This window comes from Psychroflexus tropicus DSM 15496 (genome assembly GCF_000378765.1).
Taxonomy (GTDB): Bacteria; Bacteroidota; Bacteroidia; order Flavobacteriales; family Flavobacteriaceae; genus Psychroflexus; species Psychroflexus tropicus.
Genome location: NZ_KB905345.1, coordinates 290,740 through 306,458, shown reverse-complemented (window position 1 = coordinate 306,458; position 15,719 = coordinate 290,740). Strand labels below are relative to the sequence as shown.

General features: G+C 32.9%; 15 protein-coding genes and 1 rRNA gene. 5 read left to right on the top strand and 11 right to left on the bottom strand.

The annotated features are described in order from the left end of the window. The first annotated feature begins 74 nt into the window (after positions 1-74). Positions 75-183, top strand: a 5S ribosomal RNA gene (rrf, locus tag F598_RS0112450). A gap of 126 nt (positions 184-309) precedes the next feature. Here the strand turns inward: rrf and F598_RS0112445 are convergent. The 6 genes from F598_RS0112445 to F598_RS0112420 all read right to left on the bottom strand — a co-directional run bounded on the left by F598_RS0112445 (position 310) and on the right by F598_RS0112420 (position 7,074). Next, positions 310-2,340 carry a M3 family metallopeptidase gene (locus F598_RS0112445; RefSeq protein ID WP_019039397.1) on the bottom strand — a complete coding sequence of 677 codons (2,031 nt, stop codon included), beginning with the start codon at positions 2,338-2,340 and terminating at the stop codon, positions 310-312. A gap of 14 nt (positions 2,341-2,354) precedes the next feature. Then, entirely contained in the window at positions 2,355-3,413 is a 1,059-nt protein-coding gene (locus F598_RS0112440) for a nucleoid-associated protein (RefSeq protein WP_019039396.1), read from the bottom strand. 28 nt (positions 3,414-3,441) lie between these two features. Beyond that, positions 3,442-3,954: an IS1096 element passenger TnpR family protein gene (locus F598_RS0112435; RefSeq protein WP_019039395.1), complete on the bottom strand. Its 513-nt coding sequence runs from the start codon at positions 3,952-3,954 to the stop codon at positions 3,442-3,444. Then, complete coding sequence (locus F598_RS0112430; RefSeq protein WP_019039394.1) at positions 3,954-4,982, bottom strand: COX15/CtaA family protein; 1,029 nt, start codon at positions 4,980-4,982, stop codon at positions 3,954-3,956. Before F598_RS0112430 ends, F598_RS0112435 begins: the two co-directional genes overlap by 1 nt. Before the next feature lie 93 nt (positions 4,983-5,075). After that, complete coding sequence (locus F598_RS0112425) at positions 5,076-6,503, bottom strand: CCA tRNA nucleotidyltransferase (protein WP_019039393.1); 1,428 nt, start codon at positions 6,501-6,503, stop codon at positions 5,076-5,078. 1 nt (position 6,504) lies between these two features. After that, entirely contained in the window at positions 6,505-7,074 is a 570-nt protein-coding gene (locus tag F598_RS0112420; protein ID WP_019039392.1) for an L-threonylcarbamoyladenylate synthase, read from the bottom strand. Between the two features lie 185 nt (positions 7,075-7,259). Between F598_RS0112420 and F598_RS0112415 the strand changes: the two genes are divergently transcribed. Then, a complete protein-coding gene (locus F598_RS0112415; protein WP_019039391.1) occupies positions 7,260-8,258 on the top strand; it encodes a glycosyltransferase in 999 nt (332 codons plus the stop codon). A gap of 20 nt (positions 8,259-8,278) precedes the next feature. Beyond that, positions 8,279-9,373 (top strand): glycosyltransferase family 4 protein, encoded by a 1,095-nt coding sequence (locus tag F598_RS0112410; protein WP_019039390.1) that lies wholly within the window; start codon positions 8,279-8,281, stop codon positions 9,371-9,373. Positions 9,374-9,375: 2 nt separating this feature from the next. On the opposite strand, the gene F598_RS0112405 is transcribed toward F598_RS0112410, so the two are convergent. Further along, complete coding sequence (locus F598_RS0112405; protein WP_019039389.1) at positions 9,376-10,173, bottom strand: glycosyltransferase family 2 protein; 798 nt, start codon at positions 10,171-10,173, stop codon at positions 9,376-9,378. A gap of 97 nt (positions 10,174-10,270) precedes the next feature. Here F598_RS0112405 and F598_RS0112400 point away from each other — a divergent pair, with 97 nt between their 5' ends. Beyond that, the gene (locus F598_RS0112400; RefSeq protein ID WP_019039388.1) at positions 10,271-11,026 is read left to right on the top strand and encodes a lipopolysaccharide kinase InaA family protein; all 756 of its coding nucleotides are present in this window, start codon (positions 10,271-10,273) and stop codon (positions 11,024-11,026) included. Here the strand turns inward: F598_RS0112400 and F598_RS0112395 are convergent. Further along, on the bottom strand, positions 11,015-11,767 hold the full coding sequence (locus F598_RS0112395) for a glycosyltransferase family 2 protein (protein ID WP_019039387.1): 753 nt from the start codon (positions 11,765-11,767) through the stop codon (positions 11,015-11,017). The two genes, F598_RS0112400 and F598_RS0112395, sit on opposite strands and share 12 nt — an antisense overlap. A gap of 200 nt (positions 11,768-11,967) precedes the next feature. On the opposite strand from F598_RS0112395, the gene F598_RS14625 reads away from it, so the two are divergent. Next, the gene (locus tag F598_RS14625) at positions 11,968-12,741 is read left to right on the top strand and encodes a glycosyltransferase family 25 protein (protein WP_281163582.1); all 774 of its coding nucleotides are present in this window, start codon (positions 11,968-11,970) and stop codon (positions 12,739-12,741) included. Positions 12,742-12,761: 20 nt separating this feature from the next. Here the strand turns inward: F598_RS14625 and F598_RS0112385 are convergent, their stop codons facing one another. The 3 genes from F598_RS0112385 to F598_RS0112375 form a co-directional block, all read right to left on the bottom strand. Beyond that, positions 12,762-13,727 carry a hypothetical protein gene (locus F598_RS0112385; RefSeq protein ID WP_019039384.1) on the bottom strand — a complete coding sequence of 322 codons (966 nt, stop codon included), beginning with the start codon at positions 13,725-13,727 and terminating at the stop codon, positions 12,762-12,764. A 69-nt stretch (positions 13,728-13,796) separates the two neighbouring features. Next, on the bottom strand, positions 13,797-14,867 hold the full coding sequence (locus F598_RS0112380; protein ID WP_019039383.1) for a glycosyltransferase family 9 protein: 1,071 nt from the start codon (positions 14,865-14,867) through the stop codon (positions 13,797-13,799). Positions 14,868-14,892: 25 nt separating this feature from the next. Continuing rightward, positions 14,893-15,708: a 2,3,4,5-tetrahydropyridine-2,6-dicarboxylate N-succinyltransferase gene (locus tag F598_RS0112375; protein ID WP_026302707.1), complete on the bottom strand. Its 816-nt coding sequence runs from the start codon at positions 15,706-15,708 to the stop codon at positions 14,893-14,895. Positions 15,709-15,719: the final 11 nt, after the last annotated feature.

Below are 15,719 nucleotides of genomic sequence, written 5' to 3'. Positions count from 1 at the left end.
AGATAATTGACCAAAAAGTCTAAACTCTATAATCTTAAATCCAATATCTACAATCTAATATCTACTTTACAATTTAAGGTGGTTATAGCAACGGGGCTCACCTCTTCCCATTCCGAACAGAGCAGTTAAGCCCGTTAGCGCCGATGGTACTACATATCGTGGAAGAGTAGGTCGCCGCCTTCTTATAATGAAAACCCTGATCATTTATTTGGTTAGGGTTTTTTTGTTTGGGATAAATTGTGAAATTATAAAAGCCTGCATAATTGGTTTATGCAGGCTTTTATATTGTAATTAATATATCTTTCAGGTTTATCCAGGTATTAATCCCGCTCTAACGAGCAAAGCTTTCGGGTCAGGTTCTTTTCCTCTGAACATTTTATACAACTTGGTAGGTTCTATAGTCCCTCCTTTTTGAAGTATATTTTCTTTGTATTTTTTCGCAGTAGACTTGTCGAAAATGCCTTCCTCCTTAAAAAGCTCAAAGGCATCTGCATCTAAAACTTCAGCCCATTTATATGAATAATAGCCTGAACTATAACCTCCCTGAAATATGTGACCAAAAGCAGTGCTCATACAACTTTCTTCTATCTTAGGTAATAAACTCGTAGATTCAAATGCCTGTTCTTCATGAGCTTTTACCGAATCAATATCAGCTAAGTTACTCAATCCATGCCACGCCATATCTAAAATTCCAAAACTGACTTGCCTGGTTGTTTGTAAGCCTTCCATGAAATTTGAGGATTCCTTTATTTTTTCAATATATTCGATCGGTAATGTTTCATTAGTTTCAAAGTGTTTTGCAAATAACTCCAGAGCTTCTTTCTCATAACACCAATTTTCCATAAGCTGACTTGGTAATTCCACAAAATCCCAATATACAGAGGCACCAGAAAGCGATGGATATCTTGTATTTGCATTCATTGCATGCAAAGCATGTCCAAACTCATGAAACAATGTTGTGACCTCATTAAATGTAAGTAATGAAGGTTTATTTTTGGTTGGTTTTGTAAAATTGCATACAATAGAAACCTGTGGCCTTTCTTCTTCTCCTTTGTGCTTGAATTGATCTTTATATGTGGTCATCCAGGCTCCATCTCTTTTCCCCGCTCTAGGATGGAAATCTGCGTAGAGAGTAGCTATATATTTATCGTCTTCGTACACTCTATAAGTGACTACATCCTTATGATAAACTTCAATCCCGTCAGTTTTTTCAAAATTAAGATTGAAAAGCTTTCTGGTGATTTGAAACATACCGTTTATCACATTGTTTAATTCGAAGTAAGGTTTTAAAACCTCTTCATTTAAATTGAACCTTTTTTGCTTTAATTTTTCAGTGTAGTAAGCTTTGTCCCATTTTTGAAAATCATCAATGTTATCTTCTTTTAAAGCAAAGGATTTTAATTCTTCAATTTCTTTTTTTGCTGCTGGTAATGACTTCTCTAAAATTTCTTTTAAAAAAGAGTTTACGTTGTCAGTAGTCTTAGCCATACGCTCCTGTAAAACAAATTCAGAATGAGATTGGTAACTTAATAACTGAGCTCTTTCTAATCTAAGTTTAGCGATGGTTAGAACATTATCTTCATTATTAAACTCGTTATCTTTGAAGGCTTTAGAACCAAAACCTAAAAGCATTTGTTTTCTTAATTCCCTGTTTTCAGCAAACTTCATTACAGGAATGTAGGTTGGAAAATCTAAGGTTAACACAAAACCCTTTTTGCCTTTCTCTTTAGCAAGCTCATTTGCAGCTTCTTTGACTGCATCGGGAATACCTTCCAATTTTTGCTCGTCTTCAATATGCAATTCGAAATTATTGGTTTCCGCAAGAACATTCTCACCAAATTTTAAGGAGGTAATGGATAACAATTTGTCTATTTCTCTTAATCGCTCTTGTTTTTCTTCGCTCAGATTAGCTCCGTTTCTAGTAAAATTTTTATAAACTTTTTCTAACAGCATTAGCTGCTCCTCGGAATATTCGAACTGAGATCTATTATCGTAAATAGTTTTAATTTTTTCAAATAAACCTTTATTGAGTAACAAGTCGTTATTAAATTCACTCAAAAGAGGAGAAATTTCTTGAGCAATTTTCTGTATCTCCTTATTTGTTTCAGCTGAATTAAGATTAAAAAATATACTCGCAACTCTTCCCAATTGATTTCCTGAAAATTCTAAAGCCTCAATCGTATTGCTAAACGTTGGTTCTTCTTTGTTTTGAACAATACTATCTATTTCTGCTCTTGCTTCTTTTAAGCTCTTTTCAAATGCAGGTTTGAAATGTTCATTTTTAATTTTTTTAAATGGAGGATGATCAAACTTTTGAAGTAATGGATTAATTTCTGTCATACAAGAATTTTAATTTAGTTTTTTTCTTCTTTATTGAAGTAAACCAGGTAATAAAACATTTGTCGGCCTTCATCCCAACCTTTTTCTATGAATTTCTCTGCACTATCTCCGCTTACAAAATCCATTTTAATCTGCACATTAGTATCCAGATTTATAACACTCTTAATTTTCTTTCTTGCAGCTGATACTGCAGTGTTTGAAATTGGAAATTCTGATAAATCTTCTACTTTGTATTTTGGTGCTTTCTCCGTTTTGTAGTTTTGAAACTCTGGTTCCAATGCTGGATTTTCCAGCACATCATTCAGAAAATTTTGTTCGTTGAAATTATCGTTGGAGGCGAAATGATTCATCGCTTTATTCATAAATAGAACTTCTTGTTGCTTATCTTCTGCAGGTAGCACAACATCTTTGGCAAAATTCTCACAGAATTTCAGATACTTTTTGGTGTAAAAGTTCTCATCTTCAAAGAAGTCAACTTGCAGAAATTGCTCTAACCAATATTTGGTATCATATTTATTAGAATCTACAGACAATATTTTATAGCCGTTTTCTTTTTCCGAATTAAAAATTAGTGCTCCTTTATCTAGTTTGTTGAGATAAACCCCCTGTTGAAGTATAACATCCAAGTTATTTTGTTTTTCTTCGAACTGAAGAAAATCATGTTTTAATTCTGATTTAAAAATTCCTACAGCAGAGACCTTCTCATTATCAATCAGCATATTCTCAAAATATACGATATAAACTTCTCCACCTTTAATGTGTTGGTGTTTAGATTCTTCAAATAAAAGGCGCGTTATTTTTTTTGAAATTGCATGACTATCCAGAGGGTTGTTGAAGATATCCGTGGTTAAATTATACAATTGATGAAATTCCAAATCAGTATCATGCACAAAGTGGTAATAGTTTTCTTCTTTGTCTCTGAAAGATTTTAAAAAATATTCTTTTATAAGTGGTTTTAGTTCATCAGATAGATTGTGTGGCTCTTCAGATAGGAATAGGGATTCATTTCTGCTTTTATTTCCAACACGGTGTATAGACATGCTCTCAATTTGAGCACTAAATAGGTTGATCATAGTTTAGAATAATTTTATAAGTAATGATTTAATTCCAATTTTCATCAAAATCAAAATCGTCTAGATTTTCAAATTCAATATCATCATCGATATCGTCTTCAAATTCATCTAATTTTTCGGCCTCAAATTGTTTTTCAGGTGGAGAATCTGGAAGCTGTCCCTGAGCAAACATCAAGTTGGGATAATCTTGCCCATCTTCTGGTTCTGCAATGTCAGCCAACTCCACATAAAACGTCCACATGTTAAAAAAATCATAGACGTAGATCATTTTAGTTTGATCTTTTGAAAACACAGTGTCTAAGCTGGTTTCGTTCATCATGTTGATATCGTTCTGACCATCACTCATATCGAATAAAAGGTATTCTTCACCTTGATTCCATTCGTCATCACTTTTATAAAAAGATGCCATTTCAGTTCCATCAAAACCAAAGGCCTGAGCTATTGAATTATGCAGATCTTCCAGGGTAGAATGATCTCTAATTTCAATATCCCTAATGACATCATCAAGTGTGTCCAGAACTATTCTATATTTATAAATCATTATTGTTTTGTTTTTGTAATTAATTTGGCTTCAAAACTTTGCATTAAGATATAAAATTGAACCCCAAATAGCAAAGCTGCAAAAACCAAATGCAAAGGTTGGGAAAGAAAAGGGAAATCCAAATAATACATGGCAATTCCACTAAGAATTTCAATTCCTACAATTAGCATCATCCAATTTGTAAGCCTAAACCCAAGATTCCTGGATCTATTGAGCCACCAAATACCTAAGTTAACCAGTAATACCACTATTGAAAAAGATCGGTGGGCGTAAAAAATTAAGGTCGGATCATTAAGCCATTCGCCTTTGCTTTCATAGCCCAAAAGATCTATTTGCTCATCTACGAATTGTCTAACCTGTGTACCCATGGCTACTTGAATTAGACTCAAAATAACAGCTGCTATCAATAAATTTCTAAACGTAAATGTCGCCTTCAAGGAGCTATTTTTCTCTGAAGACAATTTTAAAATATATATTAATAGTGCCACCAAAAGCAGCGCAACAAGCATGTGTAAGGTTATTCTTACGGGAGAAAGCAATGAGTACACTACTGTGGCTCCTAACCAGGCTTGAAAAAGAAGTAAGATTAAAGTTAAAATAGAAAACAGCGTTATTTTCTTATTTTTCTTCCATTGAGCAAAGGATAAGATCGTCATTATAAGTATTGCGAGGCCAGCTAAGGCTCCTAACAACCTGTTGATATATTCTATCCAGGTATGAGCAGCATTAAATTCAGCGTAATCGTGTTTTTCGTAATTATTCCAATGTGAATCTTCAAATTCTGTATTAGAGGTAAATGCTTCCTTAGCTATTTTTAAGGACTTACCTACAATAATAACCTGACCTTCAAAATAATCATGATTTGGAGACCATTCTAATTGAGTTTCTTCGGTAGGGGGGATGTAGTACCCAAAACATTTAGGCCAGTCTGGGCAACCCATACCACTTCCCGTCATTCTTACAACAGCACCTGCAATAATGACTAAATAAATGATAATGATGGAAGCTTTTATCGATTTTCTAAACACGATTTTAGTTTTTTACAAAGATAATTCTTATAAGGCACTTTATCCCTCTGTTCGTAAGTTTAGAAGAGTATTTTGGGAGTGTTTTGAGAAAAATTAAGCTTGCTTTTTGAAGCCATATGCTTCACCCTCCTTCAGCATAAAAGCAAATGCAGCGTTATATTCATTGGGTATGACTCCCTCTAAGATGGCCTCTTTAATCTTAGCTTTAATTTCTCCTACAGCCTGGCAAGGTTCAATCTTGAAAGTTTCCATAATTTCATTGCCCGATACTGGGGGCTGAAAATTTCTGACTTTATCTCGTTCTTCAACTTCTTTAATACGCTCCCTTACTAACTTAAAATTATTATGGTATTTTTTATAGCGCTTAGGGTTTTTGGTAGTGATATCTGCTTCACATAAGGTCATTAAATCTTCCAGATGATCGCCAGCATCATGAACCAAACGTCTTACCGCAGAGTCAGTCACATCATCATCTACAATAGCTATAGGTCTTGAACTTAGCAAAACCAATTTCTGAACAAATTTCATTTTATCATTCAATGGCATTTTTAACCGTTTAAACAATTGATACACCATTTTAGAGCCTTTGAATTCATGCCCGTGAAATGTCCAACCTATTTTTTTATGAAAGCGCTTTGTAGGTGCTTTCCCAATATCATGCAGCAGTGCTGCCCATCGCAACCATAAATCATTGGTTTCTTTGGAGATATTATCCACAACTTCTAAGGTGTGCCAAAAATTATCTTTGTGTTTTTGTCCATCAATTTCATCAATACCTTCTAAATTCGTCAACTCAGGTAAGATTCTTTTCAATAAGTTGGTGTCATGAAGTAATTTGAAGCCTCTGGAAGGCTTCTCAGACTCCATTATTTTATGTAATTCAGTGACAATTCGTTCTTTGCTTATAATATCAACCCTTGAAGCATTATTTTTGATGGCTTCAAGCGATTTGATATCGATCACAAAATCAAGTTGAGTGGAAAACCGAATGGCTCTCAACATTCTTAAGGGATCATCAGAAAAAGTAATATCAGGGTCGAGAGGAGTTTTGATGAGTTGAGTTTTTAAATCTGCTAACCCATCAAAAGGGTCTAAAAGTTTTCCAAAGTGAGCTTCATTAAGCTGAAGAGCCAAGGCGTTGATGGTAAAATCTCTTCTGTTTTGGTCATCTTCTAGACTGCCTTTCTCCACATTAGGATTTCGACTATCTTCTGAATAGGATTCTTTTCTGGCGCCGACAAACTCTACTTCAAGATCAAAAACCTTGAGCATGGCAGTTCCATAAGTTTTAAATACTTTAACCGGTGGTTTCCCTGGAAGCTTTTCGGATACTTTTTTAGCTAATTCAATCCCATTTCCTACAGCAACAACATCGATGTCTTTGGCTTTGCCTCGTTTTAGAAAAAAGTCCCTTACAAAACCTCCAATAGCGTAAGCTTCTACATTTAGTTCGTCTGCAGCTTCGGTAAGGAAAGTGAAAATTTGATGTTGAAGAGCTTCTTTATAATAGGTGTCTGACATGTTATTTGCGAATCACTTGTACTTTACCATCAAGGTCTAACTTAATAATGGTTGATGGTTTCTTGTTTTTATTGGATTGGTGCAAATTTACAACATAGTCTACGCCTTTTAAAATCTCTTCAGAAATTTCAATAAAGTTGGAAGGCGTTTTTTGACCACTTAAGTTGGCTGATGTAGAAACAATTGGTTTTTTATATTTTCTTACTAATTCTTTTGCAAAAATGTCGTTTACCACTCTTATTGCTAAGGTATCATCTTCTGCAATAAGATTGGTGGCCACTCTAATTGGATTTTGGTAAATAATAGTGGTGGGTTTATTGGCATATTTCAATAGGTCATAAGCGACTTCAGGAATTTCTTCCACATATTGATTAAGCATCTTAAAATCAGAGACCAGGCAGATCAAAGATTTATCATTAGACCTTTGCTTTAATTTATAAACTTTATCGATGGCATCAGCATTAGTCGCATCACAGCCAATTCCCCAGACAGTATCAGTAGGGTAGAGGATGAGTCCACCTCGTTTAAGGATCTGGGTGCATTCTTGTATGACCTCTTTTTGGTTTTTCATTTGCTCAAGTATTATTTGGGGCTAAAGCTAAATTAAGCTTATGTTTGTATAACTGATTTAATTACAAATTAAAGGTATTTTAAGTTTTTATTTTCCTTTATTTTAAAGAATGAGAATCCAAGTACTTTTGATATTATCACGTTGAAAAGGTTAGGAATATTTTCACCCTTTTAATTTAGAATGCAATGCATATACTTATTGTTAATAATACTAGAATTCCAGTAAAATATTATGGAGGTACTGAAAGATTAATTTGGGGATTAGGTAAAGAGCTAGTCAAATTAGGACATAAAGTAACTTATCTTGTTAATAAAGGATCTTCATCTGACTTTGCATCTGTAATTTACATAAATTACGAAATAGCTATAATAGATCAAATCCCTGAAGATATCGATTTGGTTCATTTTCACTTCACTCCTGCTGATTTAAAGTTTTGTAAAAAGCCCTACATCATTACAATTCACGGTAATTATTATAATGATAATGAGTTTGATAAAAATGTTGTATTTCTGTCTAAAAACCACGCTAATAGATATAATTCTGACTCATTCGTACATAATGGCTTGGATTGGGATGATTACTCAAATCCAAATTTTACTATTAAAAGAAGCGGGTTCCATTTTTTAGCAAAGGCATCTTGGAGCGTTAAAAATCTAAAAGGAGCTATAGATATCATTAAAAAAACGAAAACTGAACAACTAAATGTTTTAGGTGGAAGACGATTAAGCGAAAGAGTTTTAAAAATGGGGCCTTCTTATGTGTTCTCTACAAAGGTAAATTTCAAAGGAATGGTTGGTGGGCTAGAAAAAGAGAACTATTTAAATCGCTCTAAAGGATTAATTTTTCCTGTTTTATGGCACGAACCTTTCGGGCTAGCACTTATAGAAAGTCTTTACTTTGGTTGTCCAGTCTTTGGAACACCTTATGGTTCTTTGAAAGAAATAATAAACGATGACGTAGGTTTTCTTAGCAACAAGACTGATGAACTCGCTAATGCTATTTTAAAATCAGAACAATTTTCTCCTCAAACCTGTCATGAATATGCTTATGAAATCTTTAATAGTAAAAACATGACTCTTCAATACTTGAATAGATATGAAAAGGTTATTCAAGGAAATACATTAAACAAATCTAATCCGATGAATAAGCTAGATCAAAATAATGAGCAATTAACACTAATTTAAAGAATAAAAATTCAAAACTTATGATCAAAGTTATTCATGTTTCAGGAGCTAAAGTTTGGGGAGGAAATGAACAACAGCTTCTAGATCTTTTAAAAAATTTGAAACATGAAAAAATAAAACATTATTTGTATACTGTTAAAAGTTCAAAGCTTATTGGATTTCTTGATTCAAATCTTTGTGAAATAATTTTATCAAAAAAGGATAAATTAAAATCTCAAAAAAATTGTAAACACTTTTACGACGAATTACAAAAAATTAAACCACACATAATTCATTTACATACAAGCGATGCATTAAATCTAACTTATTATACATCTCTTTTTTATAAGATTAATCCTAAAATTATTTTTGAAAAAAAAGGGATGGGAAGTAGCTCTTCTTTGTTCAGTAAGATTAAATACAACTCAAAAATAATTGATAGAATAATATGTGTATCAGATTTTGTCGCTGAAAAATTTTCAGAACAATTATCTCATAAAAATAGAAGTAAAAATATTGTAATTAATGACGCAATAGATATTAGCTTAATGAATGAACATAAACTCAGACATGTTCCATTTGATTATAAAAATTATTTTATCGTTGGTAATATTGCTAATCATACTTCAGCTAAAAATTTAGATTTATTTATAGATATAGCAGACATAATCATTAATAGCCTTAATATTAAAGATATTAAATTTATACAAGTAGGAAGGTTTTCTAAATTAACAGCAGAACTTAAATTTAAAATCGATGAACTAAAGCTTAATGAATTCTTTACTTTTGAAGGAGAATTTGAAAATGCATTTTTATTGAATCAATATTTTGACGTATTTCTCCTTACATCAGAGAGAGAAGGAGGGCCAACTTCAATACTGGAGGCTTTCTTTATGAAAACTCCAGTTGTAACTACATCTGTGGGCATTACTCAAGAATTAATCGAAGATAGTGTTAATGGTTATATAGTGGAAAACATGGATCCTAATGAAATTGTTATAAGACTTTTAGAGATTTATAAGTTCCCAGAAAAACTTAAAAAGAAACTCGATTCGAATAAAAAGCTCATTGAAGATAATTATTCATCTAAAATTAAGGCAAAAAAAGTCTTAGATTTATACAATAGTCTGAAATAGAGTTACAAGAATTCATCTATTCCCTTCTCAGCATAAACTAATTTGTCTTCGATAGTTTGCTTTTCAATTTCGAGATTGATTTCGATATGAGATTTAGATTGCTCTTTATGGTATATATGGTAAGCTATACCTGCAAATTTCAATCGTTTTCCTTTAATACCTATGTTATGTAATCTCTGTATCATTTCAGAATCATCAATTCCCCAGCCAACAAGTTCTTCATTAAAACCATTTACTTTTATAAAATCAGATCTCCAAAATGACATATTGCACCCTCTCAATTTACTAGAGCGCACTTCAACGGGTTTTATTTGTTTTGCTAACAATGGAAACCTTAGTGTCCTGCCTCTTTTTTTTATACCTCTTGATAAAAAGTTAAATTTTAGAATTTGATTTCTAAATAGAGTTGGTAAAAACTCTTTTTGAATATTAACTCTAGAGCCATATAAATAATATCCTTTTTGAGCAAAATAAAGATGGTCTTGAATGAAATATTTATTCATAATGATATCTCCATCTATTTCAATGATATAATCAAATTTTGCTCTAGCAATAGCTTTATTCATGATTCTGGGCTTTCTGTTGCCCTTATCATCATGCCATACGTGAATGAGAGGTATAGGAAAGTTTTCTTGAAATCTATTTATTAATTCAGTAGTTTCCTTTCTAGAGCCATCATCAGCAATGATGACTTCATCGGGGAGTATACTTTGCTTAATTACACTTTTTAAAAGTAATTCTAATGCTTCTGGCCAGTTATAAGTGGGTGTGATCAAGCTACATTTAGGATAAGGATTCATCGATTTAATTTTAAAATACTAAAATCGTTAAAAAAAAAAGATTGAGTTGGTGTTTTGACCACTTATAGGTTTTAAATTTGAAATTTAAATATCACCAATGAATTTTAAATGCAATCCTTCTTATTTTGAGTTTAAAAGTAAGCTTTCTGAGCTGATTAATCAGTTTGATGATGTTGGAATTGTATTTGGAAATGGAGATAGAAACATTATAAAGACAGTTGAATTTGAAGGACTTCTTTTAAACATCAAATCCTTTAAAGTTCCTAACCTTATCAATCAAATCGCCTATCAGTATTTCCGCAAGTCGAAAGCCAGACGATCTTTTGAATATGCTACTCTTTTAAAGGAAAAAGGAATCGGTACTCCTGAGCCTATTGCTTTTTTTGAATTTAGTCAAGGTCTTGGTTTTGGAAAGTCTTTCTATATAAGTGAACATACTACACCAGACTTAACCTATAGAGATCTTGTTCATTCACCCGATTATCCTAGACATGAAGAAATTCTTAGATCATTTACAAGATTCACCTTTCAGCTTCATGAACACCAAGTTGAATTTCAGGATCACTCTCCTGGGAATACTTTAATATTTTTTCAAGAGAATGATATTAAATTTTCACTTGTGGACCTCAATAGAATGAAGTTTAAACCTCTGAATTTTGACCAACGGATGTATAATTTCAGAAGACTAACTCCTAAGAAAGAAATGGTGGAGATCATGAGTGATGAATATGCGAAACTTATCAAAAAACCAAAGTCTGAAGTGTTTGAACTCATGTGGGATTATACTTCAGAATTTCAACGAAAGTTTCATCTCAAGCAAGAACGGAAAAAGAAATTGAAATCACTGTTTTGAAAGTTGTTTCAAATAAGGATATCGTTTATAAACGCTTAAGGCATTCAGGTAACAAATAATTATTCCCTTCTTGCCATCTAAAAAACCACCTCTTATTATAAAATCATATAAAAACTTGTAGGTAGGCTTGATAAAATAATGAAATGCATTTGGTTTTACCCCTTTTTGATGAAGCTCCTTAGCTTTCAATTGGGCATAATTGATCATTTTACTCTTATAGGAGGCATAGCTACTATAAGAGTAGTGGATTAACTTATGTTTCAAATAAGACACCTCACCCTCTACTTTTAGCACTTCGTGAACTAACCGTTGTGAGGTATAGGTGGCTTTATTTCTTTTAAAAAGTCTTATGTTTTTATCGGTTTGCCATCCACTAAAGTGTAAAGGCTTACCCTTAAACATAAATTTTCTGTAAAAATAATAGGCGTCTGCTGTGGAATTTTGGTTAACAGTAGCCTGTATTTCGGCTATAAGAGGATCTGTAAGTCTTTCATCTGCATCCATAAACAAAATCCACTCATGGTTGGCCTTCTCTAGAGCAAAATTTCTCTGGGTCGTAAAATCTGTAAATTGTTTGAGGAAAACCTTTACGTTTGGATAGGACTCTGCGATGCTAACTGTTTTATCCTCTGAATAGGAGTCTACCACAATAATCTCATCTGCAAAACTTAGATTTTCTATGAGGAAACCGATGTTATTAGCTTCGTTTAATGTGATGATAAGTGCCGAAATTTTAGGCATAACAGATTAGGTCGATTAGTAAAATACAAGCTACAAATGTAAAATAATGTTCACTTTAAAATAATATTTCATGAATTGATTTGATAACTTTCAAAATAAATTATTTTTGAATCGTAGTATTTGGTGAATATAATTGTTTGAAAGCCGAAAAAATTCTTATTATAATTAACAAGTCTAATTTTTCCTAAACACCTTTTATCTTGGTAAGTTTCAAAATTTATTTTATTAATTTGGATAGAAGCCAAGAGCGGAGGTCGTTTATGGAATCTCAACTCTCTAAATTCGATGTTAATTTTGAAAGGTTTACTGCTGTTGATGGTAAGTCACTTGATTCTAGATTTATTTATAAAGCTAAAGGACAACATAAGTTAATAAAACACTTTCCCTCTTTAAATTTTGGTGAAATAGGATTGATCAAATCTTATTTTGATCTATTTGAAATAATATCAAAACAAAAAGAAGATTATGCAATCATATTTGAGGATGATGTTAAGATAGAGCATAGTTTTTTTGATGAGATACACGACATCCTAAAGTCAATAACAACAAATGATTTTGTAGATATTTCAGGGAAAAAAGGCTTTTCATTAATTATTGAAAATAAAGGCCTCAGGTTATTTGCAGTTCCACCAAGAGGTACTACTGGTCAGATTTTGGGAAAACATGCAGCAACAAAACTACACACCAAGTTATATAAGTATGAAGCTCCAATTGACATCTTACTTCAAGAAGTAAATATACACAATGTGAGAATCTATAATACTGCAAAAACTTATGTAACTCATTGTGATGATTTAGTTGGTGGAACAACTATACAGAATAAAAAATTGATCAAGTTTAAAAAAATAATTAGAGAAGTAAAAAGGCCATTTTGGCAGTTTTCATCACTCATTACATATAAAGTCTTAAGAGTAATGAATAATTATAAGTACTATAAAGAAAATCTGCCCCATATGAATGAGGCAGATCGTTAATTATGAATTAATTGGTTCGCTTACCAATTTGCAAAATGGCTCCAATAATAATATCCTCCATGAAATTCTTGGGCAATAGATCCAGTTGTATTTACTATCCATCTTGGAGAACCAGCTCCTATTCCATAGCTATCAGAAGTTTTAAGCAAAATTGTTCTATCGCCTGAACAATCAAATGATACGTTCACGCTACTTGGGTCGTAAACCAATGAAATGCTAGGGATACCGTTATTGTAAAACGATAGTTTTGTGTCATGTAGGTACAAGTTTACACTTATATTTCTTGGTTCTCCAGCAGGTTTCCACTTTTTTCGACCTCTCCATTCTAACTTAACTCGTAAATATAGTCTGGAATATCTTGCAGTCGCATGTAGACCAGATTCTACGGACATCAATTCATGAACATAAATAAATTTTGCATTAATATTTCTTAAATTGTTAGAGCAATCTTTATATTGATAACCATTAAATTCATGTTTATATTTCGCATTTAATTGCCCTTGTCCAACGATGGTTGTTTTAGGATCATTTCCATGAATTTTGACAATAATTTCGCCTACTGGTTTTAAATCCTTAACATTCAATTTCAAATCTTTTTTATTTTGTCCCTGCTCAAATTCGTATAATTTTTCCTCGTAAAGCCAAAGTGTCTTATTTCCAATTTTAAATTCATTTTCAGAATTTAAAATCGCTAAATATGATTCAGGAAGATCATTGAGTTTTTCTGTATTTTTTTTAGAATGGTACAATGCATCAGGATTATTTTGCTCAATCCAAAATTCTAATTCGTCTTCACTTATGTTACTTAACTCATCTATAAGTGCATTAAATTCATCAAACGTTTCAAATTTCACAATTGAAATTTCCTGTTCTACATCTTGATATGGTTCGCTCTCATAAGTTGGTTCCTCATCTGAGCAACTTAAAAAAGTGATCGCCGTAAAGAACAGAATTGTTTTTAAACAATGGTTGAATGTTGTTTTCATAATAAAAAGATTAAATGTTTTAAGCGAATATAAAACTTATTTTAATTTGCTCCTAATTTATTTTTATTGTTAACCAGCTATTAGTGTATTTAAAAAAGGCTTCAATATTTTTATTATAAATTCTGCCTTAAATTTTAAATACAAGTCATCGCTTTTCTTTTTGAGCTCTTTAAATTTAGTATCCCTAAAGTATTCAGGCTTAAAATCTTCCAAATGGACAGAGACGTGTTTTAAGTTTTCACTCTCAAACCCATTCCACCCCTGCTTATCAATCCAGGGCGAAAAAATAGAAAATGTGTGAACATTCAATGCTTTGGCCATATTTGTAGCTCCTCCTTCATTTCCGATGACTGCTTTGCAAAATTTGGTCACAGCCAAGAATTCCCTTAATCCACCAACTTCGAAGTTCCTAATGATTTGCTTTTGAGTGGCTGGCTGACAGAGATCATAAAGCCTGGTGATGTCCTCTTTTTGCTGAGGCATATAATTTAAGATCATTAAAGCATCGGTATCATCTGCTATAAAATCCAAAACCTTAGCCATGTAAGCCAGAGGATAAGTCTTTTCTGGCTGACTTCCAAGTGCACTGATCATCAGGAAATCACGTCCTCCAGTTTTAGAAAATTCAGCTAATTTTTGCCTTGCAGATTCTAGCTCGAGAGGGGTTAAATGTATTTGAGGTCGAGTAGAATGGATAGCAGAATTTCTGTAACTTTTCACTAGATTAAGTCTGTTTTCGATGGCAGAACCCAACCCTAACTTAGATTCGCTTGAAATGTTTACGGTCTCAGTGTAAAGCAGCTTTGTATAATTTTTTTCCCATCCGATTTTAGTCTGAGCCCCAGAAAAAAGAGTGATCAAATTACTCTCTAATTTTCCATAGGCATCGATAACGACATCATAATTAGAATGCCGGATTTGTTTTAAAAATCTATATAAAGCGAGTTTATCCGACCTGTATTCATCTTCAAAAACTACGATTTTATCGATATAAGGATGATTTTTAATAACAGGAATTGTAAACCTGTTCACTAAATAATGTACTTCGGCCTTAGGGTAATTTAGTTTTAGATTTTCGCAAATAAGACTGGAGACGAGCACGTCTCCAATCATCTTTTGCTGAATGACTAAAATTTTCATCTTCTTCAATCTTTAAGCTATAAGCTTAAACTGCTACATCATAAGTCCGTAAAGCATCGTTCAAGGATGTCTTTTTATTGGTGCTTTCTTTTCTTTTTCCAATAATTAAGGCACAAGGCACATTAAATTCTCCAGCAGGGAAGGTTTTGGTGTAGCTTCCTGGAATCACAACAGATCTTGCTGGGACCACTCCTTTCATTTCTTTGGGTTCATCTCCTGTCACATCTATGATTTTGGTTGATGCAGTCATGACAACATTTGCGCCTAAAACAGCTTCTTTTTCCACTCGTACACCTTCAACGACGATACTTCTTGATCCTAAAAAGGCATTATCTTCAATAATGACGGGTGCGGCTTGTAAAGGTTCTAAAACCCCGCCGATGCCAACGCCTCCAGAAAGATGGACATTTTTACCAATTTGGGCACAACTTCCTACTGTTGCCCAGGTGTCTACCATGGTGCCCTCATCTACATAAGCTCCTATATTGACGTAACTAGGCATCATGATAACTCCACTGGAAATGTAGGCACCATGTCTCGCAACAGCATTTGGCACTACACGAATCCCTTTTTCTTTGTAGCCTTTTTTAAGAGGCATTTTATCATGATACTCAAAAATTCCTGCTTCCAAAGTTTCCATTTTTTGGATAGGGAAATAGAGTACAACCCCTTTTTTAACCCATTCGTTCACCTGCCAGCCATCAGTAGTCGGCTCTGCACATCGAAGCTCACCACTATCCAATTTCGCAACGACTGAACGTATAGCGTTTATGGTTTCCTGTTCTTTCAGCAATTCGCGATTATCCCAGGCTTTTTCTATTTTATCTTTTAAATCTTTCATCTTGCTTTTTT

What these genes read in the sequence shown, in the direction of transcription:
- F598_RS0112395 (WP_019039387.1), bottom strand. Translation starts at nt 11,767, where the DNA reads ATGCCTAAAATTTCGGCACTTATCATCACATTAAACGAAGCTAATAAC.
- F598_RS0112440 (WP_019039396.1), bottom strand. Translation starts at nt 3,413, where the DNA reads ATGATCAACCTATTTAGTGCTCAAATTGAGAGCATGTCTATACACCGT.
- F598_RS0112435 (WP_019039395.1), bottom strand. Translation starts at nt 3,954, where the DNA reads ATGATTTATAAATATAGAATAGTTCTGGACACACTTGATGATGTCATT.
- F598_RS0112420 (WP_019039392.1), bottom strand. Translation starts at nt 7,074, where the DNA reads ATGAAAAACCAAAAAGAGGTCATACAAGAATGCACCCAGATCCTTAAA.
- F598_RS0112380 (WP_019039383.1), bottom strand. Translation starts at nt 14,867, where the DNA reads ATGAAAATTTTAGTCATTCAGCAAAAGATGATTGGAGACGTGCTCGTC.
- F598_RS0112425 (WP_019039393.1), bottom strand. Translation starts at nt 6,503, where the DNA reads ATGTCAGACACCTATTATAAAGAAGCTCTTCAACATCAAATTTTCACT.
- F598_RS0112445 (WP_019039397.1), bottom strand. Translation starts at nt 2,340, where the DNA reads ATGACAGAAATTAATCCATTACTTCAAAAGTTTGATCATCCTCCATTT.
- F598_RS0112405 (WP_019039389.1), bottom strand. Translation starts at nt 10,173, where the DNA reads ATGAATCCTTATCCTAAATGTAGCTTGATCACACCCACTTATAACTGG.
- F598_RS0112410 (WP_019039390.1), top strand. Translation starts at nt 8,279, where the DNA reads ATGATCAAAGTTATTCATGTTTCAGGAGCTAAAGTTTGGGGAGGAAAT.
- F598_RS0112415 (WP_019039391.1), top strand. Translation starts at nt 7,260, where the DNA reads ATGCATATACTTATTGTTAATAATACTAGAATTCCAGTAAAATATTAT.
- F598_RS0112375 (WP_026302707.1), bottom strand. Translation starts at nt 15,708, where the DNA reads ATGAAAGATTTAAAAGATAAAATAGAAAAAGCCTGGGATAATCGCGAA.
- F598_RS0112385 (WP_019039384.1), bottom strand. Translation starts at nt 13,727, where the DNA reads ATGAAAACAACATTCAACCATTGTTTAAAAACAATTCTGTTCTTTACG.
- F598_RS0112400 (WP_019039388.1), top strand. Translation starts at nt 10,271, where the DNA reads ATGAATTTTAAATGCAATCCTTCTTATTTTGAGTTTAAAAGTAAGCTT.